This is a genomic window from Leifsonia sp. NPDC058248 (genome assembly GCF_042881905.1).
Lineage (GTDB): Bacteria > Actinomycetota > Actinomycetes > Actinomycetales > Microbacteriaceae > Leifsonia.
On the sequence record NZ_JBHVXB010000001.1, the window covers coordinates 538,017 to 563,652 of the forward strand.

Sequence of the window (25,636 nt, forward strand, 5' to 3'; positions counted from 1 at the left end):
TGCCGTCATCACTACGTCCTCCTCGAATCTCACCGCAGCACCGCGACCCCGGGCCCGTCGAGCAGCAGCGTGCCGCCTTCGAACCCGAACGCCCCGAACGCCACGCAGAACTGCTTCTCGCTCACCCGCACTTCGCGGTGTCCTTCGCCGAAGCCCGCGACCACGCGCAGGTCTCCCCGCTTGAACGTGAAGACCCCGGATGCCGGGTCGGCCGACACCTCCGTCGCCGGAGCCTGCGGGTCCACCGTGGCGCGCAGGGCGGCGAGCTCCCGGTAGAACGCGAGCAGCCGCGCGTGATCCGGATGCTCGAGCTCGCTCCAGTCCAAGTGGGAGCGTTGGAACGTCGCCGGGTCCTGCGGGTCGGGCACCTGTGCCGGGTCCCAGCCCATCCGCGCGAATTCGGCGATCCGGCCGCGGGCGGTGGCCTCGCCGAGTTCCGGTTCGGGGTGGGAGCTGAAGAACTGCCAGGGGGTCGTCGCTCCCCATTCCTCGCCCATGAACAGCATCGGCGTGAACGGCCCGAGCAGTGTGAGCGCCGCGGCGACCGCGAGCGATTCGTCGTCGAGCGTCGCCGTGAGGCGGTCGCCGGCCGCGCGGTTGCCGATCTGGTCGTGGTCCTGGCTGAACGCCACCAGCCGGGTGAACGGCGTCCCGGCGTCGAGGGGGCGACCGTGGTGGCGCTCGCGGAAGCTCGACCAGGTGCCGTCGTGGAAGTAGCCGCGCTCGAAGACTTTCACGAGGGAGGCGAGCCCGTCGAAGTCCGTGTAGTAGCCGTTCGTCTCGCCGGTGAGGTTGGCATGGAGCGCGTGGTGAGCGTCGTCGTTCCATTGCGCCGACAGCCCGTAGCCGTGTTCGACGCGCGGCCGGATGAGCTGGGGGTCGTTGAGGTCGCTCTCGGCGATCAGGGTGAGCGGACGCCCGACCTCGTCGCTCAGCGCGTCGATGCGCGCCGCGAGCTCTTCGAGCAGGGGGAGTGCCCGGCTCTCGTGCAACGCGTGCACCGCATCCAGTCGCAGGCCGTCGACGTGCAGGTCGCGCATCCAGTAGACGGCGTTGTCGACGATGTAGCGGCGCACCTCGTCGGACTGCGGCCCGTCGAGGTTGAGCGCATCGCCCCAGGGGCCGGCGGCCGCGCTCAGGTAGGGGCCGTAGACCGGCAGGTAGTTGCCGCTCGGCCCCAGGTGGTTGTAGACCACGTCCTGGATCACGGCGATCCCTCGCGCATGGCAGGCGTCGGCGAACCGCTGATAGGCGACGGGCCCGCCGTACGGCTCGTGCACCGCATACCAGAGCACGCCGTCGTAGCCCCAGCCGTGCGGGCCGTTGAAGGCGTTGACCGGCAGCAGTTCGACGGCGTCGACACCGAGCTCGACCAGGTGGTCGAGCCGGCCGATCGCCGAATCGAGCGTGCCCTCCGGCGTGAACGTGCCGACATGCAGTTCGTAGATCACCGCGCCGAGCAGGTCGCGGCCGTTCCAGTCCGTGTCGGTCCAGTCGAACGCGGCCGGGTCGAATTCGCGGCTCAGTTCGTGCACGCCGTGCGGCTGACGCCGCGAACGGGGGTCCGGATGCGGTCCCGCGCCATCGACGACGTAGCCGTAGTCGAGGGGTGCGGGTTCCGCCTCGAGTGCGGCAGCGAGGGCCCACCATCCGCCGGTGTGCCGCTCCAGCGGGTGCTGCTCGCGCCGCTCGCCCGAGACGGTCACCAGCGACACGTGGTCGGCTTTCGGCGCCCACACCGGGAAACGGCGGTTCACGGAACCACCAGGAGCGCGACGGGGTACGTCGCGAACAGTTCGGAGAGGAGGGTGACCCCGCTGAACGTGTCGCCCGTCAGTTCGTCGCGCAGGCGGCGCTCGCCGAGGTCGACGGTCGTGTCCGCCCATCCGCCGGCCGCGGCCAGCCTGACGGAGAGGCGGGTGGCCAGCGCCAGCGCGCCGCCCCTGCTGAACCCGACCAGATGCTCGGCCCGCGGTCCGCTCGCCACGATCGGCCGGTACTCTGTGAACAGTTCCGGCCGGTCGCGCCTCACGCGGAGCGCGCGCGACGTGACGAGCAGTTTGACCGCGTCCGACGCGTCCGGTTCCGGCCTCCAGCCGTCGTCGAGGCGGCGGAGGAGAGCGTCCGAGACGGCGAAGTGCACCGGCCGGCGGTTGTCGGGGTCGACCAGCGAGCGATCCCACCGCTCGGTGCCCTGATAGACATCCGGCGTGCCGGGCGACAGGAGCTGGAGGAGCTTGAGCCCGAGACCGTTCGACTCGCCCGCGCCGTCGATCTCGTAGACGACGGCCTCGACTTCGCGGCGGACATCCGGATGCTCGAACGCGGCGTCGACGAGACGCGCGAGTGCCGCCTCGAATCGTTCGTCGCCGTCGGTCCACGACGTGGACTCGCCGGCCTCCCGCGCGGCCTTGAGGGCGTAGTGGCGCAGCCGGTCCTGCGACGCGGGCCACGAGCCGACGACTGCCTGCCACACCAGGTTCTCGAGCGGTCCGTCGCCCACCGAGACGAGCGGCCGGACGGCGAGGATGAAGCGCTCCCACCGCTCGGGGAGCTCCGAGAGGACGGAGATGCGGGCGCGGGTGTCCTCGCTGCGCTTGGTGTCGTGCGTGCTCAGGGTGGTCATGCCGGCCGGGTGCCGCCGCATCCGGTCGGACTGGCGCTCGTGGAACTCCTCGGGCGTGACAGAGAACTCGGCCGGGTCGGCGCCGACCTCGGTGAGAGACGTCAGGCGGGTGTAGCGGTAGAAGGCGTTGTCTTCGACACCTTTCGCCATGATCATCCCGGAGGTCTGCTGGAAGCGCCGGGCTGCGGGCTCGGCCGGGTCGGCGAGTCGCGCGGCGACCCTCCGGATCGTCTGTTCGAGCTCGGGGCGCGACGCGATCGCCCCGGCTTCGGCCTGCTCGAGGTAGGCGAGGCCGAACGGGAGGTAGCTGCGGTAGACCGGCAGAGCGGCGGCCAGTTCGGCGATGGCGTCGGCGACGGCGTCCGGGCCGGGCTCGGGCTCGCCGAGTTCACCGAGCTCGCGGACCAGCCGCTGCACCTCGGAGTCGAGCATCCCGTCGGCGACCGCGCGCTTGCGGCGTCTGACCAGCTCGGCCCAGTCGCCCGACTCGAACCTCTCGTCCAGCTCTACGGCCAGCGCTGTCAGCGGCTCCTCGCCGCGCGGGTCGACGAACAGCCGGTCGAGAGTGGCGAGAGCCTCGTAACCGGTCGTGCCGGCGATCGGCCACTCGGCGGGCATCCGCTCGTCGCCTTCGAGGATCTTCTCGACCCAGATCGGCCGCCCGCCCGCCAGCTCGTCGAGACGCGTCAGGTAGGCGCCGGGGTCGGCGAGTCCGTCGGGGTGGTCGACGCGCAGGCCGTCGACCAGTCCGTCCACGATCCAGCGGCCGATCTCGACGTGGGAGGCGTCGAACACCCGGGCGTCCTCGACCCGGATGCCCGCCAGCGTGTTGACCGCGAAGAACCGCCGGTAGTTGAGGTCGCGGTCGGCGCGCCGCCAGGAGACGAGCTCGTAATGCTGCCGGTCGTGGACCTCGCGGGCGCTCCCTCCGCCGGTGCCCTCGGCGATCGGGAAGCGCTGATCGTAATAGGCGAGCTCACCGTCTTGCAGGGTGAGCGCGTCAAGTTCGTCCGGGCCGTCGCCGAGCACGGGCATCCGGACCCTGCCGGCCCCGGCCGCCCAGTCGATGTCGAAGAAGCCGGCGAACTCGGAGGCGCGGCCGCGGGCGAGCACGTCCCACCACCAGGCGTTCACGCGAGGCGATGCGATGCCGACATGGTTGGGCACGATGTCGACGAGCACGCCCATGCCGAGCGCGTGCGCGGCGCCGGCCAGCGTCGCGAGACCCTCGGCGCCCCCTCGGGCCGGATCGACCCTACTGGGGTCGACCACGTCGTAGCCGTGGTCCGAGCCGGGCTCGGCCTCGAGGAGCGGCGACAGGTAGACCCAGTCCGCGCCGAGCCGTTGCAGATACGGAAGCACTCCGGCGGCGTCGTCGAGCGTGAAGGCGGCACTGAGCTGCAGCCGGTAGCTGCTCGCGGGCATGCGCGCCGGCCCGCTCGCGCCGTTCACGCGGTCAGCGGCTCAGCGCTGAGTCTCTCCGTCGAGAGCGCAGCCTTCGCCTCGTCGAGCGACACGAAATGCCCGGCGAAGTTGCCGCGTCCGTCGCTGGCGACGAAACCGTGCGGGGATCGTTCGATCATCCCGATGTAGGTCCCGTTCGCGTTGCCGACCCACAGCCCGGCCTCGAGCAGAGCCCACAGTCCTGTGCCCGTCTGCTGCTCGCCGGGTCGCTGGAAACGCGGTCGCCCGCTGAATCGCTGGGGCACTCTCGCCGTCTGAACGGCCATCCCGCACCTCATTTCGAAAGATCGTCTTGTTGTTTATACGGTGCCCGCGGACACCCCCGCAATCCGAGGGGGAGGGGTTGACAGGCGTTCGCGGGCATGAGTAGCTCGTGCCACTGACGGCCGAGGAGGCCAGCAGTGGGAGTGCGGGCCGGCGCAACTCAGCCGATGACCGCTGAATCGGTGGCCGGCTCGCGTCGGCCGGTGGCCCACCTAGGCGACGTGGTGTTCGACGACCGTGTCGGTCCCGGGGAAGATGAGCGTCTCGTGACCGTCGTCGAAGCGCACCAGGAAGGGCGGGTCGCCGTTCGCTCCGCGCACCTCGATGACCACGCCGAAACGATCCGGCGTCTCGACGGTCTTGCCGCGGACGCAGAGCCGGTCGCCAACCGATGCTTGCATGACGCATCATCTCCTTCGACGATATGTCCCAGGCTACGCTCGCGGACCCGGCGCGGAAAGGGCGCGCGCGCCCCAGCCCGTCGCGGCCGCTAGAGGCGATCGCCGACGAAGTCGGTCAGGGCATCCAGGTAGCCGGGTGCGAACGCCTCCGTGCCGGGAATCCGCAGGCCGTGGTCGCCCCCGGCGAGCACGTGCAACGTCAGCAGGTGCGGCGGGACCAGCTCGGCGTACCGGTCGGCGCTCTCCTCCACCGGCACGATGTCGTCGCTTCCCCCGAACAGCGCGAGCAGCGGCACCCGGATGCTCCGCAGGGACTCGGCCGCGTCGTAGTCCACGATCGTCACGACGAAGTCCCACAGCGCCTCGTCCGCGGGGAGCGCGGCGTCCGCGTCGGCGAGGTCGGCGAGCGCGCGATGCCGTGACGGGTCGCTCATCCACTCGTTCGCCTCCTCGAACGTGGTCCCGCCCGACAGCATCCACATCAGCTCGTCGAACGTAGCCGACGCCTCGATCTCGCGTTCCAGCTCAAGTCCGAGCCCGGCGAGGTGGGCGCGAGTGGTGAACGCCTCCTGGGCACGCGGGGTCACGCCGGGGGTGGAGTTGCAGATGACGAAATCGGCGGATGCGGGGCCGGCCGCGGCCAGCGCGGCCCAGCCGCCCTGGCTGTGCCCGAACAGCCCGGTGGCGAGACCCGGCAGCACCGCCTGCGCCGCTGCGACGGCCGCCGTGAGATCGGCCGTCTGCGTGTCGATGTCCGCCTGGAGCCAGGAACCGCCCGATTCGCCGACGCCGCGCTTGTCGAACGAGCAGACGGCCACCCCCTCCTCGAGCAGGGCAGCGCGGATGGGCGGGAACAGCCCTCCGGCGTCGCGGTCGGCCGGCCCGAAGCCCGGGTGCATCGCAATGAGTGCGCGCGGTGCGCGAGCATCCGGTGCCCACAGCGAACCGGCCAGCCCGACTCCGTCGGCGGCGACAGCGGTCAGTTCGCGTCTGCTCATCCGACCGGCCTCACGAGCCCAGCCATTCGCGGGCGGCAGTGACGAGCGCATCCACGCCGCGATCGAGCGTCGGCTGGATCTCCGGCGCGAAGTGCGGCGAATGGTTCGACGGGACGTCCCGGTCGAGGGTCCCCGCGCTCGCGGCGGCGAGGTACGACTCCGGATGCGCGCCGCCGAGGATCCAGTAGACCAGGGGCACGCCCGCGGCCGTCGCGAGCAGGCCGACGTCCTCGCTTCCGGACACCGGACCCGGGTCGACGACCGACGCCTCGCCGAACGCCGCCCGGAACGCGGCCATCGTGCGCTCGGTGGCGACATGCTCGTTGACCGTCACCGGGAAGGACTCGGCGAACTCGATGATCGGCTCGGGCGCGCCCGACGCCACGCATTCGGCGCGGGCGATCCGTTCGATCGCGGCGAGCATGCCCAGTCGCACCTCCTCGCTGTACGCGCGGACGGTCAGCCCGAGCTCCGCCCTCTCCGGGATGATGTTGTTCTTGGTGCCGGCCCTCAGCCGACCGACGGTGACGACCGCGGTGTCCTGCGGCGCGATCTCGCGCGAGACGATCGTCTGGAGCCGGCCGACGATGGCCGCCGCGATGACCACGGGATCGATCGTGGTCTCGGGCCGTGAGCCGTGGCCGCCGCGTCCGCGCACGATGATGTCGATGCTGTCGGCCGAGGCGAAGGCGGCGCCGGGATGGGCTCCGAGCAGGCCGGCGGGCGCCGGTCCCACGTGCTGGCCGAGCACCACGACCGGAACGGGCACCTTCTCGTACAGGCCGTCGTCGAGCATCGCCTGCGCGCCGCCGCCGACCTCCTCGGCCGGCTGGAACACCGCGACGACCGTGCCGTGCCAGTCGGTCCGGGTGGCCGCGAGCTGCTGGGCGGCGCCGATCAGGCAGGCGACGTGAACGTCATGCCCGCACGCGTGCATGACACCGGATGCGCTGCTCGCGTACTCGAGGCCGGTGTCCTCCTCGACGGGCAGCGCGTCCATGTCGGCGCGCAGGAGCACGGTCGGTCCGTCGCCGTTGCGCAGGACGCCGACGACGCCGGTGCGCCCGATGGCCTCGATGACGTCGAACCCGGCTGCGCGCAGTTCGGCGGCGGCGATGGCGGCCGTGCGCACTTCTTCGAAGGAGAGCTCCGGATGTTCGTGCAGGTCGCGGTACAGTGCGTCGAGGGTCATGGCCTCATACTGCCGTGTCCAGCACCTCGCGGGCTATGCCCTCCGGCGTGCGCCCGGTCGTGTCGACGATCGGGCCGGGGATACCGGCGGCGTCGATCACCGCATCCAGTTCGCCGTGACGATGAAGGTGCCAGGCGAGTCCTTCCGTGTCTCCGACGTGACGCAGGCGCAGTCGTCGTTCGGCCTCGGCCGGCTCGACGCGCAGCCGGATCACGGTCGGGCGGACGCCGCCGAGGGCATCCGTGTACAGGTCGATGGCCCGTGCCTCTTCGATAACGCCGGCGAGAACCAGGATGCGCGCCCCGGACGCGACGTAGTTGGCGGCGACAGGTCGCAGGTTGGCCAGCTCGATCGCGAAGTTGAACCGGTCGCCCTCCGGTGGCGGCCAGCCGCGTCGGAGCTCGTCGAGGTCGATCACGGCGTGCGGAGTGCCGCGGGTCTCCAGCATCGCGCCGATCGCGGCGGCCACCGTCGACTTGCCGGCGCCCACGGCGCCGTTGAGAAAGAGGACCCGCACCGTCGTCGCGCCGGGTCGTTCCGGCGTCACTTGCCTTTGCGCTTCTCGTCCTGCAGGGCGGACTTGGCGCCGTGCTCGACCAGGACCGCGATGTAGTCGCGCAGCTTGGCGTGCTGGAAGGTTCCGTAGGTGTCTTCCACGACCTGTTCGATGTGCTTGCCTGAGAGGTTCGGGTACTTCTTCTTCAGACGTTTGATGACGTCGTCGATCGCTTCGCGTTCGGACTTCTTGCCGGCCATGTTCGAAGCGTGGCGCAGCAACATGGCCGAAAGCTGTGAGTTCGGCGAGCGGTTAGAGACCGGTCCCATCAGGTGGCGGCGCCGTCGACCGCGGCTCCCTAGCCGCTACTGCAGTGCCGAGGTGAGCCGTGCGACGCCGTCGAGGAAGGTCGCGGACGCCGGCTCCTTCTTCCACTCCTCGAGGGTGAGCTCCCGCCCGGCGTCGCGATACCCCTGCTCCACGGCGCGCATCTGCGCGACGAACGACGGACCACGCACGAGCAGGGAGCTCTCGGCGTTCAGCGCGAAGGAGCGGATGTCCATGTTGCTCGAGCCGATCACGGCGACGTCGTCGTCGATCGACAAGTGCTTCGAGTGCAGGATGTACGGGGCCGGGTACATCCATATCGCCACGCCCGCTCGCAACAGGACCTCGTAGTAGGAGCGCTGGGCGTGCCAGACGGAGCCCTGGTCCCCGATCTCGGAGACGAACAGCTGCACATCGAGGCCTCGCTGGCACGCGGAGGTGATCGCGTACACCATCGCTTCGTCCGGCACGAAGTACGGACTCGTGATGATCACCCTGCGCTGAGCGGACGTGACCAGGGTGAGGAAGAGGCGCAGGTTGTTCTCTCCGTCGTAGCCCGGCCCGCTCGGCACGACCTGGCACACGAGCGCCCCGGGCGAGGGGTCGGCCGGCATGTCGGTGACGCGCACGTTCTCCTCGTCGCCGAGGAGCTCATCGGTCTCGATGTACCAGTCGGACAGGAAGACCGTGTTGATCGCGCTGACGACGGGTCCGGTGGCGCGGGTCATCAGCTCCTGCCACTGCAGCCCGCGTTTGAGGTTCTTCGGGGAGTTGTAGCTGCGGTCGATGAGGTTCTGCGACCCCATGAACCCGACGCGCCCGTCGACCACGACGAGTTTGCGATGGTTGCGGAGGTCGGGTCGCTGGTATTGGCCTTTCAGCGGTCGCACCGGGAGCATGTAGCTCCACTTCACGCCGATGCGGTCGAGCTCGGCGAAGGTCTCGTCGTGGGCGGCCACACGCCTCGATGCGACGAAGTCCGCGAGGAGGCGCACCGTGATTCCGCGCTGGACGGCGTGCTCGAGTGCCGCGAAGAAGTCTTTCGTCGTCGCGTCGAACGACACGATGTAGAACTCCACGTGCACGAACCGCGTGGCGGCTTCGATCTCGGCCGTCATGGCATCGATCGATGCCCGGTAGTCGCCGATCAGCTCCGCCGTGTTGCCTCCGAGTGCGGGAAGAGCGCCCAGTGTCTCGTTCTGCCTCACGAGCGACTCGAACCACTCCGGCCACTCCGCCTGACCGGCCGGCGGCTCCAGCTCCGCGGACCGCTCAGTGATCATCCGGTCGATGTCCCTCTGCTTCGCGCGCCGGGCCTTCGGCAGCTTGGAGTTGCCGATCAGCAGGAAGAGGATGATGCCGATGAAAGGGATCAGGAAGATCGCCAGCAGCCAGGCCATCGCGGCCGTGGGCTTGCGATCCCGCGGAACGATGATGAGCGCGGTGATCCGGATCGCGAGGTCGAGGAGGATGAGGATGCCGCCGATGAGGGCGGAGAGCTCCGCGCTCACGTGTGCACTCCGCGCATGACGGCGCGCAACGCGTCGTCGATCCTGTCCGTCATGGTGGTTCCATTCGCCGGGTGGGGACACAGGGTGCAGCAGAGCTGCACACTCATCTCAGCCCGAAACCACGCGGGTCGCATCATGCCGAAAGGGTGATACGCGAGCATCTGAGAGACTGGTGAGCACTGTGACACCGACATCCGACGCATACTTCGAGCAGGTGGGGGAGACCCTCTTTCGTCCGACTCCGCACGCGGGCGGCGCATGGAGCGACGCCGAGATCCATTTCAGCCCGCTGGGCGGCCTCGTGGTGCACGCGATCGAGAGGCACATCGCCGAGCACCACGACGACGACCTGGTGCTCAGCAGGATCAGTTTCGACATCCTCGGCTTCCTCGCCGCCGAGGTGTGCGAGGTGCGGGTGGAGACCATCCGGCCCGGGCGGACGATCCAGCTCATCGAAGCCACGGTGCTGATCGCCGGACGGACCGCCGTGCGCGCCAGGGCGTGGTACCTCAGCACGATCGACACGCGGAGTGTCGCCGGGGGCGCAGACGACCGGCTCGCCTCGCCCGAGGACCTGGGATCGCATCCGCTGACCGCGGTCTGGCCCGGCGGATTCGTCGCGTCCCTCGATGTGCGCCCGATCGCGCCGGCACAGCCCGGCCGTGCGGCCGTGTGGCTCACGAGCGACCTGGCCCTGGTAGCCGGCGAGGAGGCGAGCGGGCTCGCATCGTGGATCGCGCTCGTCGACACGGCGAACGGCATCGCGGTGCGGCAGTCCCCGGATCGGTGGATGTTCCCCAACGTCGACCTCTCCATCCACCTCCATCGGCAGCCGGAGGGCCGCTGGGTGGGCATGGACACGACCGTCACGTTCGGCCCGACCGGCCAGGGCGTCACGAGCACGGTCCTGCACGACCTCGCCGGCCCGGTCGGGTATGCGCAGCAGTCGCTCACCGTGCGGCCGCTGAAGCCCCAGCCGGACCCGGCGTAGAGCCTGTCGAGCGCTGGCCGTACGCGCCCCGCAGCGACCCCCGCGAATCATTCCGTTCGGGTGATGCGGCGCCCGTTCACGGCGTCATACCGTCAGTCCAACGCGCAAGTGACAGCCACTTCGCGATACGAACGGAGTTGCTGTGACCATCTGGGAATTCTTCGCCTGGTTCTTCTGGTTCTACATCGCGGTCGCCTGCATCGTGATCTTCGTCCGGGTCATCTTCGACATCTTCCGAGATCCGACGCTCAACGGGTGGATGAAGGCACTGTGGGTCCTCTTCCTGGTATTCTTCCCGTTCCTCGCCGCCTTCATCTACCTGATCGCACGCGGGAACAGCATGGCGCAGCGCAGCATGGCGCGAGCGCGGGGGTCCGAGGTCGAGACCGAGGACTACATCCGCTCGGTCGCCACCACGAGCTCCGCAGCGTCTGAGATCGAGTCGGGCAAGAAGCTTCTCGACTCCGGAGCGATCACTCCCGCCGAGTTCGACGCCCTCAAGGCGAAAGCATTGAGCGGAACCGCCTAGAGAACGAGGCGGTCGCGGGATGACTGCGCCGAACGAAGCGCCTGAGGCTGTCGCCTTCAACGGGAGGCTGGCCCTTCTGCTGGCGATGGCGATGTTCGTGCTCGTCGTCGACACGTCGATCATGAACGTCTCCATCTCAGCGGTGGTCAAAGACATCGGCGCCACCGTCAGCGACGTTCAGTCCGCGATCGCCTTGGAGGCGCTGGTCTCGGCGGCGTTCATCCTCATCGGCAGCAAGGTCGGCGACCTCATCGGGCGCAAGCGCGCGTACGTCCTCGGGCTGATCGGATACGCCATCGGCGCCATCGCCATGACACTGGCTCAGAGCATCCTGCCGATCATCATCTTCTGGGCCGTGATCGGCGGGCTCGGCGCGTCCCTTCTGCTTCCCGCGATGCAGTCACTGATCCACGGGAACTTCGAGGGGAAGAGCCAGCAGCGTGTCTACGCCCTCGTCGGCGCGTCGGCCGCGATCGCCGCTGCGGTCGGGCCGCTGCTCGGCGGGGTCATCACCACGTTCCTCTCCTGGCGCATCGCCTTTCTGCTCGAGGCGGTGATCATCGCGGTCGTCCTCTCGGGCATCAGGCTCGTCCACGATGTCCCGTACACCGGGGATCGGCACGTCGACGTCGTGGGATCGCTGCTCTCCGTCGCCGGCATGGGCGGAATCGTGCTCAGCATCCTGGTCTGGCAGGAAGGCGGCGAATGGGTCGGCCTGCTCCTGACGGTGGGCGTCGTCGCGCTCATCGGGCTGGCCTTCTGGCTCCGACGACGCAAACGGCACAAGAAGGCGACCCTGCTGGATCCCGAGCTCTTCCGGCGGAAGGCCTTCCGCTTCGGGATCTCCTCGCAGATGCTGCAGCAGATCACTCTCGGCGGCACGATGATCGTGTTGCCGCTCTACCTCCAGATGGTGCTCGAATACAACGCATTGCTGGCCGGGCTCTCCATCGCGCCCCTCTCGCTCACCATGTTCGGCGTCGCGCTGCTCGCCGGAAGGCGGGTGGGCAGACGACGCCCCGCTGTGCTGATCCTGTGGGGGTTCGCGCTCCTCACGGTGGGACTGGTCATCCTCATCCCGATCGTGCCGCGCGCCGACTCGGGATGGTGGCTCTTCATCCCGCTGGTCATCTCCGGATCCGGTCTCGGCCTGCTCGTGTCGCAGCTGAACAACTACACGTTGTCCCCGATCTCGGATGAGCGGGTGAGCGAGGCTGCCGGCGTGAACTCGGCCGCCGGTTCATTCGGCCTGTCCTTCGGGCTGGCCTTCGCCGGCGCCATCATGCTCGCAGCACTCGCCCCCATCTTCACCAGCATGGCCAACTCCAGCACCGTCCTCCCGCAAGCCGAGCAGCAGCAGGTCGCGCAGGCGCTCGACGAGGACGCCCAGATCTTGAGCAACACGCAGCTCGAGCAGCAACTCCAAGGTCAGCCCGAGCCGATCCAGGACGAGATCATCCGGATCAACACGGATGCGCGCCCGATCGCCCTCCAGATCGCGTTGCTGATCCCCATCCTCGCCGGTCTCGCCGGGCTCGGTGTGTCCATCCGGATGCTGCGTATCCCCGACCCGAAGCCGGCGGGCGAGGGCGCCGGAGTCGTCCTGGGCTAGGAAGCAGTCTCCCTCCAGGGCGCTGGCGGCACTATGGCAACGTGGCGGCACCCGCGCAGGTGCCGCCACATCCGGGACTGCAGTCTGTCGTCCGCCCATGCAGTCCGACCTGCCATCCGGCCTATGGATTCCGAACGCTGGCGTCGGCCCCCGAGGGAAGCGAGTCGTACACGTCGCCCCATTCGGCTTCGTAGTCGACGGGATCGATCAGCCCGGCTCGGCGGCGAGCCTCCAAGTCGTCGAGTCGCGCGGTCGTCGCACGCAGAAGGTACGCGTTGCCGAACTCCTTCAGGTCACCGCCGACGTACATCGTCGCGACAGTGATGGTCCGGATGCGGCTGCGCAGGTTGTGCGTCAGGCGGGCGCCGACCCAGAACCCTCCGAGATAGAGGACGAGGACCGCTGCCAGGCCGGGGACCGGCGACCAGCTGCCGGCCATCATCACGATCACGAGCAGGCCGGCGATGGCGCCGGCGATCGGCCACGTGTGCGCGAAATGCAGCGCGCGCCGTTCGGCCCGCGAGGTGCCCGGCGGGTAGACGGTCACCCGGGTCCGCCGCCAGAGCCCACGGCTCGCCGGCGAGATCTCGATGGTGCCCCAGGGCACGCTGCCCTCGGTCAGCCTTCTGACGAACTCATTCACGGATTCAGGATGCTCCGCGTGCGCGCCACCGCTGCCGATCCTTGCGAAGTCCCTACGCGGGACTCCGGAAAACTAACGACCCGCAGACGGACGAGCGGGTGGTCGAAGGCGCAGCATTCATTCATGGGCAAAGAACAGGGCTTCGGAACAGGTGAACTCAAGGCAATCGTGGACATCGTGAAGAAGGACACGTCGCGCCTCAGCGTCGTCGTGCCCGAGCTGATCCTGTTCGACAGTCGCTCGCGACGCGGAACCACGGCAAAAGCGAAACAGCTCGCCCGGCACCCGCATGGCGTGGCGGCTGCGCACGCTCTGCTCGCTCAGTTCGGAACGCACTCGTTCCGGCTCGAAGACGACCAGGTCGAGCGCGCCGCCGCCTCTGTGTTGCGTGAGGTGCAGGGGGACATCTGCCTCCTCCTCGGCCGGGAGTGGCCGCAGCTCTCCGAGCCGGCCGGCCCGGTGGTCACGCTCAAACCGGACCTCGATTCGCAGGGCCGCGGCGGATGGTTCGCCGGCCTCTACGAGTGCTGCTCGATCGGTCAACTGGGCTCGGCCGTCGGCGACAAGATCCGCTGGTAGGCCGTCTCAGGCGTCGGCAGCGGCGAGAGCGCGGTGCCGGAGTGCGGAGAGTTCGTCGGGGAGCACATTGACGAGGACGACGATCAGGCCGCACGACGCGAGCACGACGCAGACGGCCGCCCCGAAGCCGTTCGAGGCGTGGGCGAGCGTGGTCGCCTGGCCTCGCCCCATCGCCCGCCTCGACTCAGCGGATCCGCAGGCCGCAGTCGGACGGGCCATAGGAGGCCCATAGCGACCGCAAATGAGTGAGAGGAACTCTTGGTGCTGAGCAAAGGAAGGCCAGCAATGAACTCACAAGATCCGACACCTGACAACAACCAAACCCCCACCCCGCGGCACACGAGAAGGCGGGCTGCGTGGATCACCGCGGCGGTCCTCTCGGCTGCGATGGTCGGACTCGCCGGATGCGCGGCCACAGCCTCCCCTGCGACGACCACGTCCCCCTCGGCGACCTCAGCAGCGAAGGGCATGCCCGGCGGCGGCGCCGGGGGATCCAACGTGCGGTCCGGGCCGGCCGCTGGAGGCTCATCCGGCACCGTCGACACCGTGACCGCATCCGGCTTCACCCTAACGACGTCAGCGGGTCAGAAGGTGACGGTCACCGAGGCGTCATCCACGACCTACCTCGACGGCACGAGCTCGACCTCGGCGAGTGCCGTCGAGAAGGGCGATTCGGTGCTCGTGCTGGGAACGACGAGCAGCACGGCGATCACCGCCACGCAGGTCGTCGTCCAACCAGGGGGAGACGGAGGATCCGCAGCATCGACCGCGGCAGGAGTGGTCCCGTTCAAGCAAGGTGCGCCGAGCTCGGCCAAGTCGAATGGACAGATCCCCGCGAACTACACCGAGGGTTCCGGAACCATCGTCAGCGGAACCGCGGCGGACAAGGCGACGGAAGCGGCGCTCGCCGCCTACCCGGGAGGCGTGGTCGACCGTGTCGTGCAACTGGCCGGCGGCGAGTATGAGGTGCACTACATCGGCGTCAACTGGCCGCACCACATCTTCGTGAGCCAGGACTTCACGGTGCTCGGCGCAGACTGACGCAGGTCAGCCCGGTTGCGGTGCGGTTGCAGGGGCGAACGTCGCCGGGTCTCGTCTGGCCCATAGCAGGAGGCCGATGTAGGCGAGGTCGAAGACGCTGCAGAGCAGGCCGACGCCGATGACGAATGCGGAGTCGGCGAAGAATCCGAACAGGAAGGTGGGTGCCAGGGTTCCCAGCCATTTGGCTACAGCGATCACGAGACTCTGGCCCCGCGGACCCTTTCGAGCGACGAACATGGCGATGAACAGCCCCGACATGAGGAGGTTCTGCAGAAACGCGCTGTAGGTCGCCGCTTTGTGGTCTGCCGTGCCGAACTCGACGATGAACAGCCACTGGACCAGGAACGAGGTCACGATGATGGCCGCACCCCACGCGATGAAGAGAGGTCGGGAGACGAACCCGGGGAGCTCCCTCCGCCCGAAACGGAAGAAGGTGATCAGGATGACGACGTCCGCGAGTGCCCAGACGAGGTTGATCCAGGCTTGCAACTGCGGGTCGGTGGCGAGGCCCTGCACGGCATAGGTCCACTCCCACGCGATGTTGAGCCCGAGGGCTGCGATCGGCATCGCGTAGGTCTTGTAGCGGAATCCGAGACGGATGGCCTCGATGTAGACGATCGTCCACGCGAGACCGCTGAGCGCGGTGAGAAAGAGGTCCATGGTCGCTCTCCTAAGTTGCGGCACCCGCCTCCGCCGCGACAGACCGGTGGGTCGGCTCGGCGGCGCTGCGCGTTGCGATCACCGACGCCTCGGGGAGGAAAGGCGGACGCTCCGAGTGATGCTCAGGGCCGATCGCCGTAACGCCATTCTCCTGAGCCGCCGTCGTCGTCATCGTCGACGCGGTCATGCTCCGGTTCGATCACGCCGTCGGCGTCGTACGGTCCGCGTCCACCGAACTCGTCGTCCAGGTCCGCGTCCGGCTCCAGATCCATGCCCAGCGGATCTCCGGATGGTGTCTCGGGTGGTGTCTCTCGTTCGTCGGTCATTGCCGTGCTCCCGTTCTCTTTCTTCGACGTTGTCGCAGACGATACGCCCACGGATCGGTCGCCGCAGCTTCGTCTCAGCTCGGAGTCCGTTCCCACCGGTCCTACCGGTCGTGCAACGTAGGTCAAGACCTCGCGGTTCCTCGCCTCCGCCACGGGTGACCCGACTCCGGTCGGCGAGGTCGAGCGCTCCGGGTTCGAAGCCTCACTGCTGGTGCCGAGGGCGGCCAGGGTCGCCGTGCAAGCGCTCGCGCCGACGGGACGATTTTGGCGATGTCGAAGACGATCACGGCCTGACGGCGCCCGCCGTCCGGGACGCGATGGGGATCTCGCCGGGCGCTTCATAGACTGGCGAGGTAACCGTCCCAGCGAAAGGACCCCTCGTGAAATATGTGAACCTCGGCGGCACAGGTCTGAAGGTGTCGGAGATCGTGCTCGGCTGCATGAGCTTCGGTGAACCGGCTCGGGGCGGGCATCCCTGGTCGCTCGGGGCGGAGGAGAGCGAGCCGTTCATCCTGGCGGCACTTGAAGCCGGCGTCACCACGTTCGACACGGCCGATGTGTACTCCGACGGCAGCAGCGAGGAGATCGTCGGGGACGCGCTCGGCAGGCACGCGCGTCGCGACGAGGTCGTCATCGCCACCAAGGTCCACGGACGGATGGGCGCCGGACCGAACGATGCGGGACTGTCGCGCGGGCACATCCTGTCGGCGATCGATCACAGCCTCCGTCGGCTCGACACGGACTTCGTCGACCTGTACCAGATCCACCGGTGGGACCCGGAGACGCCGATCGAGGAGACGATGGAGGCGCTGAACGACGTGGTGCGCTCGGGCAAGGCGCGGTATATCGGGGCATCGTCGATGTGGGCCTGGCAGTTCGCTCGAGCGCAGGAGGTGGCGCGAGCGAACGGATGGACGCCGTTCGTGTCGATGCAGGATCAGTACAACCTCGTGCAGCGTGAAGAGGAGCGGGAGATGCATCCTCTCTGTGAGGATCAGCGGGTCGGAGTGCTCCCCTGGTCGCCGCTCGCGCGCGGCCTGCTGACGCGAGACTGGGGCGCCACGACCGATCGCTCGCAGACGGACCGCTTCGGGCAGACTCTGTACCGCAGCACGGACGAGTCGAACCGCGCGATCGTTGAGGCGGTCGCGACGGTGGCCGAGGAGCGCGGCATCTCACGGGCGCAGGTAGCTCTGGCATGGGTGCGGCAGAAGAGCGCTGTGACCGCTCCGATCGTCGGCGCGACGAAGCTGCGGCACCTCGAAGACGCGGTGGCGTCGGTCGACGTCGTGTTGTCGGACGAGGAGATCGCCCGACTCGAGGCGCCGTACACACCGCGTACTCCCGAAGGGTTCTGAGCCGTTCGAGACAGTTCTCGAAACGAACAATCCTGTGCGAGGAGAATGGCACGTGTGACGGAACCCAAGACGAAACCCACCATCGCGGACGTGGACGCATTCATCAGTGCGGCCACCCCCACCCGCCGGCAGGACGAGGGACATCGGCTCGCCGAGCTCTTCCGTGACGTCACTGGGGTCGACCCGGTGATGTGGGGCCCGACGATCGTCGGATACGGCAGCTACCGGTACATCTCTCCTTCCAATCCTCGGAATCGTGGGAACTGGCCCAAGGTCGGGTTCTCGCCTCGGAAAGCTCGACTCTCGCTGTACGGGCTGAAGGATCTTCCCGAAGGGGCGGCGCTCCTGCCGCACCTGGGCACCTACACAGAGGGAGCGGGCTGCGTCTATGTGAACAAGCTCGCGGACATCGATCTCGACGTGCTCCGCCGGCTGATCGCGATCGCTTGGACACGTCAAGACGACCCCGAGCCGAAGTAGTCCGAGCGCGACCTCCGGAGACGATTGGCGAGTGGTAGCCCACATCGTTCCGGAGGTCTTCGCTACATCATCCGACGTTCACAAGGTGCCGCGGACCTACGCCTAGCGGGTGATGAAGGGGAGAAGGACGGCATTCACCTCGTCGGCGTGGGTCCAGAGCATTCCGTGTGGGGCACCCTCGATCTCGTGGTATTCGGCTTCCGGGAACGCTTGGTTGAACGGCCGGCCGGTGGCGTCGATCGGGAGGATGTTGTCGGCGGTGCCGTGTGCGATCAGCGCAGGCTTGCCGGTGGCGCGAACAGCGTCGACATCGGCGGTGAAGTCCTCGATCCAGCTCGAGACGACGGCGTATGCCGCGACGGGGGCGCTGTTGGATGCGGTGTTCCAGCTGGCCGTGACCGCCTCCTGGGAGATGCGGGAGCCGAGGGTGTCGCCGAGGTTGTAGAAGTTCGTGTAGAAGTCGGTGAACCACGCGAAGCGGTCGGCTTTCGCTGAGGCCTCGATAGCGTCGAAGACCGACTGCGGCACGCCGTGGCTGAGCATGCCCGGTTCGAGTGAAGCGAGGAAGGCGTACTTGGCGATCCGATCGTCTCCGAAGAGCTTCGTGTAGCGAGCGAGTTCGCCGGTCCCCATCGAGAAGCCGACGAGGATCACGTCGTTCAGGTCGAGGGTGGTCAGCAGCGCATTCAGGTCGCTGGCGAAAGTGTCGTAGTCGTACCCGGTGTCGACCTTGGACGAACGTCCGAAGCCGCGACGGTCGTACGTGATGACGCGGTAGCCGGCTCCGCGGATCTCGCGAGCCTGGCGTTCCCAGGATGAACCATCCAACGGATAGCCGTGGATCAGGACGACCGGCTGACCGGATCCCTGATCTTCGTAGTGCAGCTCGATCGGTGTGGTGTTTTCCTGACCAACGGTGATGTAACCCATGATGACCTCTCGTCATTTTCCCCGAGAACGATCGTTCTCGCGTGGTGATCACTACACTAGAGAACGATGGTTCTCAAAGCAAGCCCGGGAGACGAAGTAGTGATGATCAATGACGCGACCGAGCACGAGCACATCGTCCGGGTGGCGGACCAGCTCTTCTATGAACGCGGCATCCACGCGGTCGGCATGGACGCCATCCGCACGGCTGCCGGTGTCCCCCTGAAGCGCCTCTACGCCGAGTTCGCCTCGAAGGATGCGCTCCTGGCGGAGGTGTTGCATCACCGGTCTGAGATCTGGGATGAAGGCATAGCGACCGCTGCGGCCGCCGCGACGACTCCGCGCGAGAAGCTCTTGGCGATTTACGACTTCCTCGACGACTGGTTCCGAGCCGACGACTTCCGCGGATGCGGGTTCATCAACGCTTTCGGCGAGATGAGCGCGGTCTCCCCGGCCGTGGTCGAGATCGCGCGCGGTCAGAAGGAGCGGTTCCAGCGTTACGTCGCCGCCCTCGTCGATGAGCTCGGTGCCTCGCCAGCCCTTGCCGACCAGCTCGCCATCCTCGCCGAAGGGGCACAGACCACGGCGGCGATCAGCGGGAGCCCGACGGCGGCCGCGCACGCCCGGGCCGCTGCCTCGACGCTCATCGATGCAGCACTGTCTTCACCGGCGGACTCGTAAGGGTAGACGCCGACTTCACGGAGACGCCCGGCCGTTATATAGTTAATGCATATAAAACAACTACACGTAACCGATGTGAATTCGAAGGACCCACTCTTGGCGCGCTCCGGCATGTTCGACAAAGACCACCCCCACTACAAATGGGTGGCACTCAGCAACACCACGCTCGGGATGCTCATGGTGACGATCAACTCGTCGATCGTCATCATCTCCCTGCCCGCGATCTTCACCGGCATCAAGCTCAACCCGCTCGAGCCCGGCAACGTCAGCTACCTGCTCTGGATGCTGATGGGCTACATGCTCGTGACCGCCGTGCTCGTCGTCATGTTCGGCCGGATGGGCGATCAGTACGGACGCGTCAAGATCTACAACCTCGGGTTCGTCCTCTTCACCCTGGCCGCCATCGCGCTGTGCCTCGACCCGTTCACCGCCGGCCCGGCCGCGATGTGGTTGATCGTCTGGCGGTTCGTTCAGGGCATCGGCGGCGCCATGCTGTTCGCCAACTCGACGGCCATCCTGACGGATGCGTTCCCCGCGAACAAGCGCGGCTTCGCCCTGGGTCTCAACCAGGTCGCCGCCATCGCCGGAAGCTTCATCGGCCTGATCCTCGGCGGCCTCCTCGCCGAGATCGACTGGCGTGCCGTGTTCTTCGTGTCGGTGCCCTTCGGCATCCTCGGCACCATCTGGTCGTACAAGTCGCTGCATGAGGTCGGCCAGAAGAACCCGGGCCGCATCGACTGGCTCGGCAACGCGACGTTCGCCGTCGGCCTCATCGCCCTGCTGACCGGCATCACCTATGGCATCCAGCCGTACGGCGGAAGCTCGCAGGGCTGGGGCAACCCGTGGGTGCTCGGCTCCATCATCGGCGGGGTCGCGCTGCTCGCGGCCTTCGTGCTCGTCGAACTGCGCGTGAAATCGCCGATGTTCGACATGCGGCTGTTCCGCATCCGGTCGTTCTCCTCCGGCATCTTCGCCGGGTTCCTCGCCTCGATCGGGCGAGGCGGTCTGCAATTCATGCTGATCATCTGGCTGCAGGGGATCTGGCTGCCGCTGCACGGCTACAGCTACGAGCAGACCCCGCTCTGGGCGGGCATCTACATGCTCCCGATCACGATCGGGTTCCTGATCGCGGGGCCGATCTCGGGAGCGCTCTCCGACCGGTTCGGATCGCGGGCGTTCGCGACCGTGGGCCTCACCCTGGTGGCGGCCACCTTCATCGGGCTGCTGCTCATCCCCGTCGACTTCGAATACTGGCAGTTCGCGCTGCTCACCGGTCTCAACGGCATCGGCTCCGGCCTGTTCTCGTCGCCGAACCGCACGTCGATCATGAACAGCGTCCCGGCCAATGAACGCGGGTCGGCATCCGGGATGGCCGGCGTCGCGCTCAACGCCGGAAGCTCGCTGTCGATCGGCATCTTCTTCTCGCTGATGATCGCCGGACTCTCGGTGGCGCTGCCGTCGGCGCTGACCAACGGGCTGGCCGCCCACGGCGTCCCGGCGAGCGTCGCGACCGGAATCGGCAACACTCCACCGGTCGGAAGTCTGTTCGCGGCCTTCCTCGGCTACAACCCCATCCAGAACCTGCTCGGGCCGACCGGGGTGCTCAGCACCCTGTCTCACGCCAACGCGGCGACCCTCACCGGCAAGGAATTCTTCCCTGCGCTGATCTCCGGGCCCTTCCATGACGGACTCGTCGTCGTGTTCATCGCGGCCGCCGTCATGTCGATCATCGGTGCAATCGCCTCATTCGTGGGCGGCGGCAAGTATGTTCATGAGGAGAAGGTCGCCGAGGAGGCGGTCGTCGACCAGGAGAGCGAGGAAGTCGGTGCAGCTCGCGTGTAGCGATAAGGGACGTCGATGGTGACGGGCGACGGGCGCCAGGCTCCGTCCGATCGGGTCTTCACAGAGGATGACGATCTCGCAGGACGCCTGGCCCTCGCCGTCGGCCGGCTCAATCGGCGCATGCGCTCGTCGACCGGCGGACTCAGTCACGGACAGCTCTCCGCACTGTCGACGATCGTGCGACGAGGCCCGCTCCGGCCCAGCGAGCTCTCGGCGATCGAAGTCGTCGCGGCCCCCACCACGACCCGGGTCGTCTCCGACCTCGAGGCGCGCGGGCTGGTGAAGCGCGAGCCCGACCCCGAAGACGGCCGGTCGTTCTTCGTCTCCGGAACCGACGCCGGCATCGAGCTGCTGCTCCGGGCGCGGTCCGACCGGGCACGCACCGTCACGGCGGTGCTCAACGAGCTCACCGCCGACGAGGTCGAGTCGATCCGGCGCGCACTGCCGGCGCTCGAGACCGCTGCCCAAGTCAACTCTCCCGTCGAGGGCAGGAGCGACGCCGGGCACTGACTCACTCGGTGAAATGTAACCAGCCGATATGTGGATGCTAACATCGAGCATCCGTGCCCGTCGGCTTCGGTGTTGCAGACCGCCTGGAGGGGAGACCGTGACCCGCGTTCGTGGCCTCCCGCGCCTCTCGCGCACGGTCATCGCGCGTCCGCGGCTCGAATCGCTGCTCGACGAGGCCCTCGCCGATCAGGTCACGATCGTCCGAGCGCCGACCGGCTACGGAAAGACGAGCCTCGTCACCCGCTGGCTCGGTTCGGCAGAGACGGCCGGACGGCATGGTGTGTGGATCGATCTGGAGAGGGTCGCCCCCGAAGCGGACGCGTTCTGGAGCGCTCTCGACGATCGGCGACGGCCGGCCGGCGCCCTCTCGGCCGAACCGATGCTCCTCGTCCTCGACGGCTACGACCAGCGGTGGGACTCACGGCTCTCCGCCGGGCTGACGCGACTGATCCGCCGCTCCCCTCGCCTCCAGCTGATGATCCTGACCCGCACGATCACCGGTTTCGAAGCTCCGGCGGCGGCGGCCGGCCTCGACCTGTGCGTCATCACCGCAGACGACCTGGCGCTGACGCGTGACGAACTCGAGCGGGCATCCGCCGCGCTCGGACTGACGGCAGCGAAGACGACCCTCGACACGATCGCGCGCGTCACCGGAGGCTGGCCCCTGGCCGCACGCGCCCTGTTCCGGATCATCGAGGCTGAGAGGTCCGAGCCCGCCGCAGGCGCACTCGATCGAGCTCTCCTCGCGGTCTCGGGCGAACTGCTGGACCGTCTCGAGGTCTCGCCCGACGAGCTCGAGGCGCTGCAACGGTCGGCCGCAGCGCCCTACGTGACACCGGCCATCGTCGAGCGGCTCGCTCCGGATGCCGGCGGCGGCGACCTCATCTCAGCGGTGGAAGCCGCGGGACTCGGTTCGTGGACCCACCGGCACGGCAGAGGCCGGCCGGTGTTCGAGATCCTCGAACCGATCAGGCGCGCGCTTCTGGCCGGGTCGGAAGAAGCCGAGCCCGCGGCGCGCGAGCGGCTGGCAAACTGCGTGGCCGGAGCCCTCGAGTTCGACGGCGACGCACTCTCGGCTCTGCGTCACGCCCTGGGCGCATTGGATGTCGCCCTGGCCGAGCTGATCGTGGTCCGTCGGCTCGCGTCCGTGTTCGGTGCCGAAGCCCGCGAATACTTCCTCACGCTGCGGGGGATCGACCAGGCGTCCATCACGGGATCGGCCGTGCTGCTGACCGTCACCGGTCTCCTCACCGAATATCACGGCGACGGCAGCTCGGCCGCGATGCCGTACTACGTGACCGCGGCGGAGCTGCCACTGCCGCGCATCCGTTCGAGCCAGGCCGGGCAGCGCTCCTGGATCGAGCTGGCGGGCATGATCGCACTGCGTAAAGTCGGCCGCCTGGCCGAGGCCGAGGTTCAGCTCTCGTCGATCCAGACGGCCGAGCACGCCGTACCCTCGTTCGGCTGGGCCGAGATAGGGATGACCAGACTCCGCCTCGGCAGCACCGAACAGGCCATCGCCTGCTTCCGACGCGCCGCGCTGATGGCCGACCACGAGCACGACCGGGACTCCGAAGTCTTCGCGCTGGGCTCGAAGGCGGTCGCTCACGCTGTGCGAGGCGAGATCGACCAGGCCGAGGAGGCCTGTGCCCGGGTCGACGCGCGGGCGCGCGTCGATGGGGGCCTCACGCCGCAGTCGCTGGCGCCCGTTCGAATCGCGCGGCACCTCATCGCGACGGAACGGGGCTGCGCGGATGCCCGCGACCCGCGTCTCGACGGACTCGGCGATTCGCACCTCGGCGAATTCCGCCCATACGCGGTGTTCGCGCGGGCGCTCCGGGCGATCTGCCGCGGTGAGCGAAGCGGTGCGCTCGACCTCCTCGAGCGCGAGCTCCTGTGCGCGAACACGCCGCCCGCCGGCAACGTCGAGCACGCTCCGCTCGTCGCGCTGCGCGCTACCCTCCTGATCGCCGAACGCACCATCAGCGCCGCTCAGCACGCGATCAGCTCCTTCCCCGACGGAACGGGAGCCCTTCGCACCGCCGCCGCCCGCCTCGCTCTCATGAGGCGTGACTTCCGCAGCGCGCTGACGCTCGCAGACGACGTGCTCGCCGAAGAGCTCCCGCCGCGCGATCGAGTCGACGCGCTCCTGATCCGCGGGTCGGCGATGAAGAGAGCCGGCGATCGCGTTGCCTCCGGCGACGCATTCGAGCAGGCCGTCCGCATCGCGGAGTCCCACCGGCTGACGACACCGTTCGCGCTGGCGATCGGGCAGGACGTGCGAGCACTCCTGGGAGCGCCGGGCTCCCGGCTCCCCGCAGCGCACGAGCTCGTGCCGCTGCTCGACGAGTCGGCGATGGCCGCCGAGCTCACCCCGCGGGAGGGGGTCGTGCTCGAGCGGCTCGCGTCGAGCGCGAGTCTCGAGGTCATCGCGGCATCCCTGGTCGTCTCCGTGAACACGGTCAAGACCCAGGCCGGAAGTGTCTATCGCAAGCTCGGGGCGTCGTCGCGGCACGATGCCGTCAGGATCGCGCTCGCGGCCGGCCTGCTCCGCGGTACGCACCCGAGCGGCCGCGCTCCGCGCGCGGGAGGAGAACGCGTGGCCTGACCTGCACGGCGCGCGTCACGCGATGGCGAGCATCCCGGCGGCTGCGAGCGCGAGGGCGAGTCCCGCCCACTGCACCGGCGCGATGCGTTCCCGGAGGACGAGGGCGGCGAGCAGGATCGTCCCGGCGGGGTACATCGCGGTGAGCACCGAGATGACGGTCAGATCGCCGAGCCGGATGCCCACCAGCAGCAACACGTTGGCAGCGGCGTCGACCAGTCCGCAGGCGACGGCGAGTGGCAGACCGGGCCGCCAGCCTCCGAGGGGTCGGGAGGCCGGCGTCGTCTCCGGCTCCAGCACCTCGCGCTCGGTCGCGGCCGGGACCGTCGCGTGTTCCCGGGCATCCACGCGCGACGCCGCCCTGCGCTTCGCGGCCAGCGCGAGAACGCCCACCGCGGCGAACATGAGGGTCGCACTCACCCCGCGATTCAGCACCAGCGGCACCAGACCGGAGTCGTCGGGCGTCTGGTCGATGATGATCAGGAAGGTCCCGATCATCGCGCCGGAACCGATCGCCATCAGCACTCCGCGCACGCTGGGGCGCACCGCCCCCTTCTCAGGGACGAAGCCGACGAGAACGACAGCCACGAGGGCCAGTCCGAGCGCCGCGTAGCCGATCGGCGCGAACGTGTCGCCGCCGATCAGCCCCCAGGTCATCGGCACCACCGCTGAGACCACGGCCGTCAGCGGCGACAGGATGCTCATCGGACCGATCGCCAGGCACGCGTAGAGCAGTGCGATCGCGATCGCCCCCACCACACCGGAGAGCGCTCCCCACCCGACCGCGGACGCGGACCAGCGACCGCCCGAGAACGAGACGGCGACGAGCAAGGCGACCAGACCGGCCGCCGCCGAGATCGCCGTCACCCGCACCGGGCTGATCCGGCGCGATGCCAGGCCTCCCAAGAAATCGGCCGACCCGTAGACGAGGGCGGCGAGGAGCCCGAGAACGGCGGTGAGCATCAGCCCCGCGTGAACTCGTACGCGTGCAGCACGGCGCCGCTGTCGTAGCGCTCCAGCTCGACCAGGTCGAGAGTCGCCATCGCACGGTCGTCGGGGAAGATGCGCAAGCCGCCGCCGACGATCACCGGATACACCAGGAGGCGCAGTTCGTCGACGAGACCCCAGACCAGCAGGGATTTCACCAGGGTGGCGCTGCCGACGACCAGGATGGGGCCGCCGTCGGAGTTCTTCAGCTCGCCGACCGCGCCGCGCACGTCGTCGCCGAGGCGGCTCGCGTTCCAGCCGAGCGCATCCCTCGATCCGGTCACCACCTGCTTGGGCATCGTGTTCATCTTGTCGGCGAGCTCGCCGTCGCGTTCCGGCCATGCGGACGAAAAGCTCTCGAACGTCTTGCGCCCGAGCAGCAGCGACTCCGCCTCCATCGTCTCGCGCAGCTTGAAGGCGAAGAGCTCGGGTGTGCCGAACGGGATCGTCCAGCCGGTGTGCGGGTGCGTCGTCTCGCCGCCCGGCGCCTCGACCACCCCGTCGAGTGTGATGAACTCCGAGACGATCAAGCGGCGCATGCGCTGATGGTAGCAGCGCGGGTGCGCCGTGTGACCGGCAACTTAAG

27 protein-coding genes are annotated in these 25,636 nt (G+C 68.5%); 11 read left to right on the forward strand and 16 right to left on the reverse strand.

The genetic code is table 11. The features are described from left to right. Positions 1-29: 29 nt before the first annotated feature. The 9 genes from treZ to cls form a co-directional block, all read right to left on the reverse strand. Positions 30-1,757, reverse strand: coding sequence for a malto-oligosyltrehalose trehalohydrolase (gene treZ, locus ACFVV5_RS02755; protein WP_387238570.1), 1,728 nt, complete (start codon positions 1,755-1,757; stop codon positions 30-32). Beyond that, the gene (gene treY, locus ACFVV5_RS02760) at positions 1,754-4,051 is read right to left on the reverse strand and encodes a malto-oligosyltrehalose synthase (RefSeq protein WP_387238819.1); all 2,298 of its coding nucleotides are present in this window, start codon (positions 4,049-4,051) and stop codon (positions 1,754-1,756) included. The genes treZ and treY overlap by 4 nt, the downstream gene beginning before the upstream one ends. Positions 4,052-4,074: 23 nt before the next feature. Continuing rightward, positions 4,075-4,356 carry a hypothetical protein gene (locus ACFVV5_RS02765; protein WP_387238572.1) on the reverse strand — a complete coding sequence of 94 codons (282 nt, stop codon included), beginning with the start codon at positions 4,354-4,356 and terminating at the stop codon, positions 4,075-4,077. A 210-nt stretch (positions 4,357-4,566) separates the two neighbouring features. Continuing rightward, a complete protein-coding gene (locus ACFVV5_RS02770; RefSeq protein WP_387238575.1) occupies positions 4,567-4,755 on the reverse strand; it encodes a DUF1918 domain-containing protein in 189 nt (62 codons plus the stop codon). A gap of 89 nt (positions 4,756-4,844) precedes the next feature. After that, positions 4,845-5,753 carry an alpha/beta hydrolase gene (locus ACFVV5_RS02775; protein WP_387238578.1) on the reverse strand — a complete coding sequence of 303 codons (909 nt, stop codon included), beginning with the start codon at positions 5,751-5,753 and terminating at the stop codon, positions 4,845-4,847. A gap of 10 nt (positions 5,754-5,763) precedes the next feature. Then, complete coding sequence (locus tag ACFVV5_RS02780) at positions 5,764-6,945, reverse strand: amidohydrolase (protein WP_387238580.1); 1,182 nt, start codon at positions 6,943-6,945, stop codon at positions 5,764-5,766. Between the two features lie 4 nt (positions 6,946-6,949). Next, positions 6,950-7,492 carry an adenylyl-sulfate kinase gene (locus ACFVV5_RS02785; protein ID WP_387238583.1) on the reverse strand — a complete coding sequence of 181 codons (543 nt, stop codon included), beginning with the start codon at positions 7,490-7,492 and terminating at the stop codon, positions 6,950-6,952. After that, positions 7,489-7,701 (reverse strand): three-helix bundle dimerization domain-containing protein, encoded by a 213-nt coding sequence (locus ACFVV5_RS02790; protein ID WP_387238586.1) that lies wholly within the window; start codon positions 7,699-7,701, stop codon positions 7,489-7,491. The genes ACFVV5_RS02785 and ACFVV5_RS02790 overlap by 4 nt, the downstream gene beginning before the upstream one ends. 105 nt (positions 7,702-7,806) lie before the next feature. Further along, entirely contained in the window at positions 7,807-9,279 is a 1,473-nt protein-coding gene (gene cls, locus ACFVV5_RS02795; protein WP_387238589.1) for a cardiolipin synthase, read from the reverse strand. A gap of 181 nt (positions 9,280-9,460) precedes the next feature. Between cls and ACFVV5_RS02800 the strand changes: the two genes are divergently transcribed. The 3 genes from ACFVV5_RS02800 to ACFVV5_RS02810 all read left to right on the forward strand — a co-directional run bounded on the left by ACFVV5_RS02800 (position 9,461) and on the right by ACFVV5_RS02810 (position 12,411). Further along, positions 9,461-10,270, forward strand: coding sequence for a thioesterase family protein (locus tag ACFVV5_RS02800; RefSeq protein ID WP_387238592.1), 810 nt, complete (start codon positions 9,461-9,463; stop codon positions 10,268-10,270). A gap of 142 nt (positions 10,271-10,412) precedes the next feature. Continuing rightward, positions 10,413-10,799 (forward strand): SHOCT domain-containing protein, encoded by a 387-nt coding sequence (locus ACFVV5_RS02805; RefSeq protein ID WP_387238595.1) that lies wholly within the window; start codon positions 10,413-10,415, stop codon positions 10,797-10,799. Positions 10,800-10,818: 19 nt separating this feature from the next. Then, on the forward strand, positions 10,819-12,411 hold the full coding sequence (locus ACFVV5_RS02810) for an MFS transporter (RefSeq protein WP_387238598.1): 1,593 nt from the start codon (positions 10,819-10,821) through the stop codon (positions 12,409-12,411). A 121-nt stretch (positions 12,412-12,532) separates the two neighbouring features. On the opposite strand, the gene ACFVV5_RS02815 is transcribed toward ACFVV5_RS02810, so the two are convergent. Beyond that, a complete protein-coding gene (locus tag ACFVV5_RS02815; RefSeq protein WP_387238601.1) occupies positions 12,533-13,054 on the reverse strand; it encodes a DUF6611 family protein in 522 nt (173 codons plus the stop codon). A gap of 123 nt (positions 13,055-13,177) precedes the next feature. Here ACFVV5_RS02815 and ACFVV5_RS02820 point away from each other — a divergent pair, with 123 nt between their 5' ends. Then, on the forward strand, positions 13,178-13,633 hold the full coding sequence (locus ACFVV5_RS02820; protein ID WP_387238604.1) for a hypothetical protein: 456 nt from the start codon (positions 13,178-13,180) through the stop codon (positions 13,631-13,633). A gap of 6 nt (positions 13,634-13,639) precedes the next feature. On the opposite strand, the gene ACFVV5_RS02825 is transcribed toward ACFVV5_RS02820, so the two are convergent. Continuing rightward, positions 13,640-13,804, reverse strand: a complete 165-nt coding sequence (locus ACFVV5_RS02825; RefSeq protein WP_387238607.1) for a hypothetical protein — start codon at positions 13,802-13,804, stop codon at positions 13,640-13,642. A 114-nt stretch (positions 13,805-13,918) separates the two neighbouring features. Between ACFVV5_RS02825 and ACFVV5_RS02830 the strand changes: the two genes are divergently transcribed. Next, a complete protein-coding gene (locus ACFVV5_RS02830; RefSeq protein WP_387238610.1) occupies positions 13,919-14,674 on the forward strand; it encodes a hypothetical protein in 756 nt (251 codons plus the stop codon). Positions 14,675-14,680: 6 nt separating this feature from the next. Here ACFVV5_RS02830 and ACFVV5_RS02835 read toward each other — a convergent pair whose 3' ends face one another. Further along, positions 14,681-15,334, reverse strand: a complete 654-nt coding sequence (locus tag ACFVV5_RS02835; protein WP_387238613.1) for a hypothetical protein — start codon at positions 15,332-15,334, stop codon at positions 14,681-14,683. 122 nt (positions 15,335-15,456) lie between these two features. Further along, positions 15,457-15,660, reverse strand: coding sequence for a hypothetical protein (locus tag ACFVV5_RS02840; RefSeq protein ID WP_387238616.1), 204 nt, complete (start codon positions 15,658-15,660; stop codon positions 15,457-15,459). Positions 15,661-16,040: 380 nt separating this feature from the next. Here ACFVV5_RS02840 and ACFVV5_RS02845 point away from each other — a divergent pair, with 380 nt between their 5' ends. Then, the gene (locus ACFVV5_RS02845) at positions 16,041-17,018 is read left to right on the forward strand and encodes an aldo/keto reductase (protein WP_387238619.1); all 978 of its coding nucleotides are present in this window, start codon (positions 16,041-16,043) and stop codon (positions 17,016-17,018) included. A 54-nt stretch (positions 17,019-17,072) separates the two neighbouring features. Continuing rightward, positions 17,073-17,498, forward strand: coding sequence for a DUF1801 domain-containing protein (locus tag ACFVV5_RS02850; RefSeq protein WP_387238622.1), 426 nt, complete (start codon positions 17,073-17,075; stop codon positions 17,496-17,498). A gap of 102 nt (positions 17,499-17,600) precedes the next feature. Here ACFVV5_RS02850 and ACFVV5_RS02855 read toward each other — a convergent pair whose 3' ends face one another. After that, positions 17,601-18,428 carry an alpha/beta fold hydrolase gene (locus ACFVV5_RS02855; RefSeq protein WP_387238625.1) on the reverse strand — a complete coding sequence of 276 codons (828 nt, stop codon included), beginning with the start codon at positions 18,426-18,428 and terminating at the stop codon, positions 17,601-17,603. A 66-nt stretch (positions 18,429-18,494) separates the two neighbouring features. On the opposite strand from ACFVV5_RS02855, the gene ACFVV5_RS02860 reads away from it, so the two are divergent. The 4 genes from ACFVV5_RS02860 (at position 18,495) to ACFVV5_RS02875 (ending at position 24,066) form a co-directional block, all read left to right on the forward strand. Then, complete coding sequence (locus ACFVV5_RS02860) at positions 18,495-19,106, forward strand: TetR/AcrR family transcriptional regulator (RefSeq protein ID WP_387238628.1); 612 nt, start codon at positions 18,495-18,497, stop codon at positions 19,104-19,106. A 96-nt stretch (positions 19,107-19,202) separates the two neighbouring features. Then, positions 19,203-20,948: an MFS transporter gene (locus ACFVV5_RS02865; protein WP_387238631.1), complete on the forward strand. Its 1,746-nt coding sequence runs from the start codon at positions 19,203-19,205 to the stop codon at positions 20,946-20,948. Positions 20,949-20,963: 15 nt separating this feature from the next. Then, positions 20,964-21,458 carry a MarR family winged helix-turn-helix transcriptional regulator gene (locus ACFVV5_RS02870; RefSeq protein WP_387238634.1) on the forward strand — a complete coding sequence of 165 codons (495 nt, stop codon included), beginning with the start codon at positions 20,964-20,966 and terminating at the stop codon, positions 21,456-21,458. A 97-nt stretch (positions 21,459-21,555) separates the two neighbouring features. Beyond that, complete coding sequence (locus tag ACFVV5_RS02875; protein ID WP_387238637.1) at positions 21,556-24,066, forward strand: LuxR C-terminal-related transcriptional regulator; 2,511 nt, start codon at positions 21,556-21,558, stop codon at positions 24,064-24,066. 15 nt (positions 24,067-24,081) lie between these two features. Here ACFVV5_RS02875 and ACFVV5_RS02880 read toward each other — a convergent pair whose 3' ends face one another. Continuing rightward, a complete protein-coding gene (locus ACFVV5_RS02880; protein ID WP_387238639.1) occupies positions 24,082-25,026 on the reverse strand; it encodes an EamA family transporter in 945 nt (314 codons plus the stop codon). Beyond that, positions 25,026-25,589, reverse strand: a complete 564-nt coding sequence (locus ACFVV5_RS02885; protein ID WP_387238642.1) for a dihydrofolate reductase family protein — start codon at positions 25,587-25,589, stop codon at positions 25,026-25,028. The genes ACFVV5_RS02880 and ACFVV5_RS02885 overlap by 1 nt, the downstream gene beginning before the upstream one ends. Between the last annotated feature and the right edge of the window lie 47 nt (positions 25,590-25,636).

What these genes read in the sequence shown, in the direction of transcription:
- ACFVV5_RS02840 (WP_387238616.1), bottom strand. Translation starts at nt 15,660, where the DNA reads ATGACCGACGAACGAGAGACACCACCCGAGACACCATCCGGAGATCCG.
- ACFVV5_RS02885 (WP_387238642.1), bottom strand. Translation starts at nt 25,589, where the DNA reads ATGCGCCGCTTGATCGTCTCGGAGTTCATCACACTCGACGGGGTGGTC.
- ACFVV5_RS02810 (WP_387238598.1), top strand. Translation starts at nt 10,819, where the DNA reads ATGACTGCGCCGAACGAAGCGCCTGAGGCTGTCGCCTTCAACGGGAGG.
- ACFVV5_RS02770 (WP_387238575.1), bottom strand. Translation starts at nt 4,755, where the DNA reads ATGCAAGCATCGGTTGGCGACCGGCTCTGCGTCCGCGGCAAGACCGTC.
- ACFVV5_RS02870 (WP_387238634.1), top strand. Translation starts at nt 20,964, where the DNA reads ATGGTGACGGGCGACGGGCGCCAGGCTCCGTCCGATCGGGTCTTCACA.
- ACFVV5_RS02765 (WP_387238572.1), bottom strand. Translation starts at nt 4,356, where the DNA reads ATGGCCGTTCAGACGGCGAGAGTGCCCCAGCGATTCAGCGGGCGACCG.
- ACFVV5_RS02820 (WP_387238604.1), top strand. Translation starts at nt 13,178, where the DNA reads ATGGGCAAAGAACAGGGCTTCGGAACAGGTGAACTCAAGGCAATCGTG.
- ACFVV5_RS02775 (WP_387238578.1), bottom strand. Translation starts at nt 5,753, where the DNA reads ATGAGCAGACGCGAACTGACCGCTGTCGCCGCCGACGGAGTCGGGCTG.
- ACFVV5_RS02825 (WP_387238607.1), bottom strand. Translation starts at nt 13,804, where the DNA reads ATGGGGCGAGGCCAGGCGACCACGCTCGCCCACGCCTCGAACGGCTTC.
- ACFVV5_RS02780 (WP_387238580.1), bottom strand. Translation starts at nt 6,945, where the DNA reads ATGACCCTCGACGCACTGTACCGCGACCTGCACGAACATCCGGAGCTC.
- ACFVV5_RS02855 (WP_387238625.1), bottom strand. Translation starts at nt 18,428, where the DNA reads ATGGGTTACATCACCGTTGGTCAGGAAAACACCACACCGATCGAGCTG.
- ACFVV5_RS02835 (WP_387238613.1), bottom strand. Translation starts at nt 15,334, where the DNA reads ATGGACCTCTTTCTCACCGCGCTCAGCGGTCTCGCGTGGACGATCGTC.
- treY (WP_387238819.1), bottom strand. Translation starts at nt 4,051, where the DNA reads ATGCCCGCGAGCAGCTACCGGCTGCAGCTCAGTGCCGCCTTCACGCTC.
- ACFVV5_RS02830 (WP_387238610.1), top strand. Translation starts at nt 13,919, where the DNA reads ATGAACTCACAAGATCCGACACCTGACAACAACCAAACCCCCACCCCG.
- ACFVV5_RS02880 (WP_387238639.1), bottom strand. Translation starts at nt 25,026, where the DNA reads ATGCTCACCGCCGTTCTCGGGCTCCTCGCCGCCCTCGTCTACGGGTCG.
- ACFVV5_RS02860 (WP_387238628.1), top strand. Translation starts at nt 18,495, where the DNA reads ATGGTTCTCAAAGCAAGCCCGGGAGACGAAGTAGTGATGATCAATGAC.
- ACFVV5_RS02790 (WP_387238586.1), bottom strand. Translation starts at nt 7,701, where the DNA reads ATGGCCGGCAAGAAGTCCGAACGCGAAGCGATCGACGACGTCATCAAA.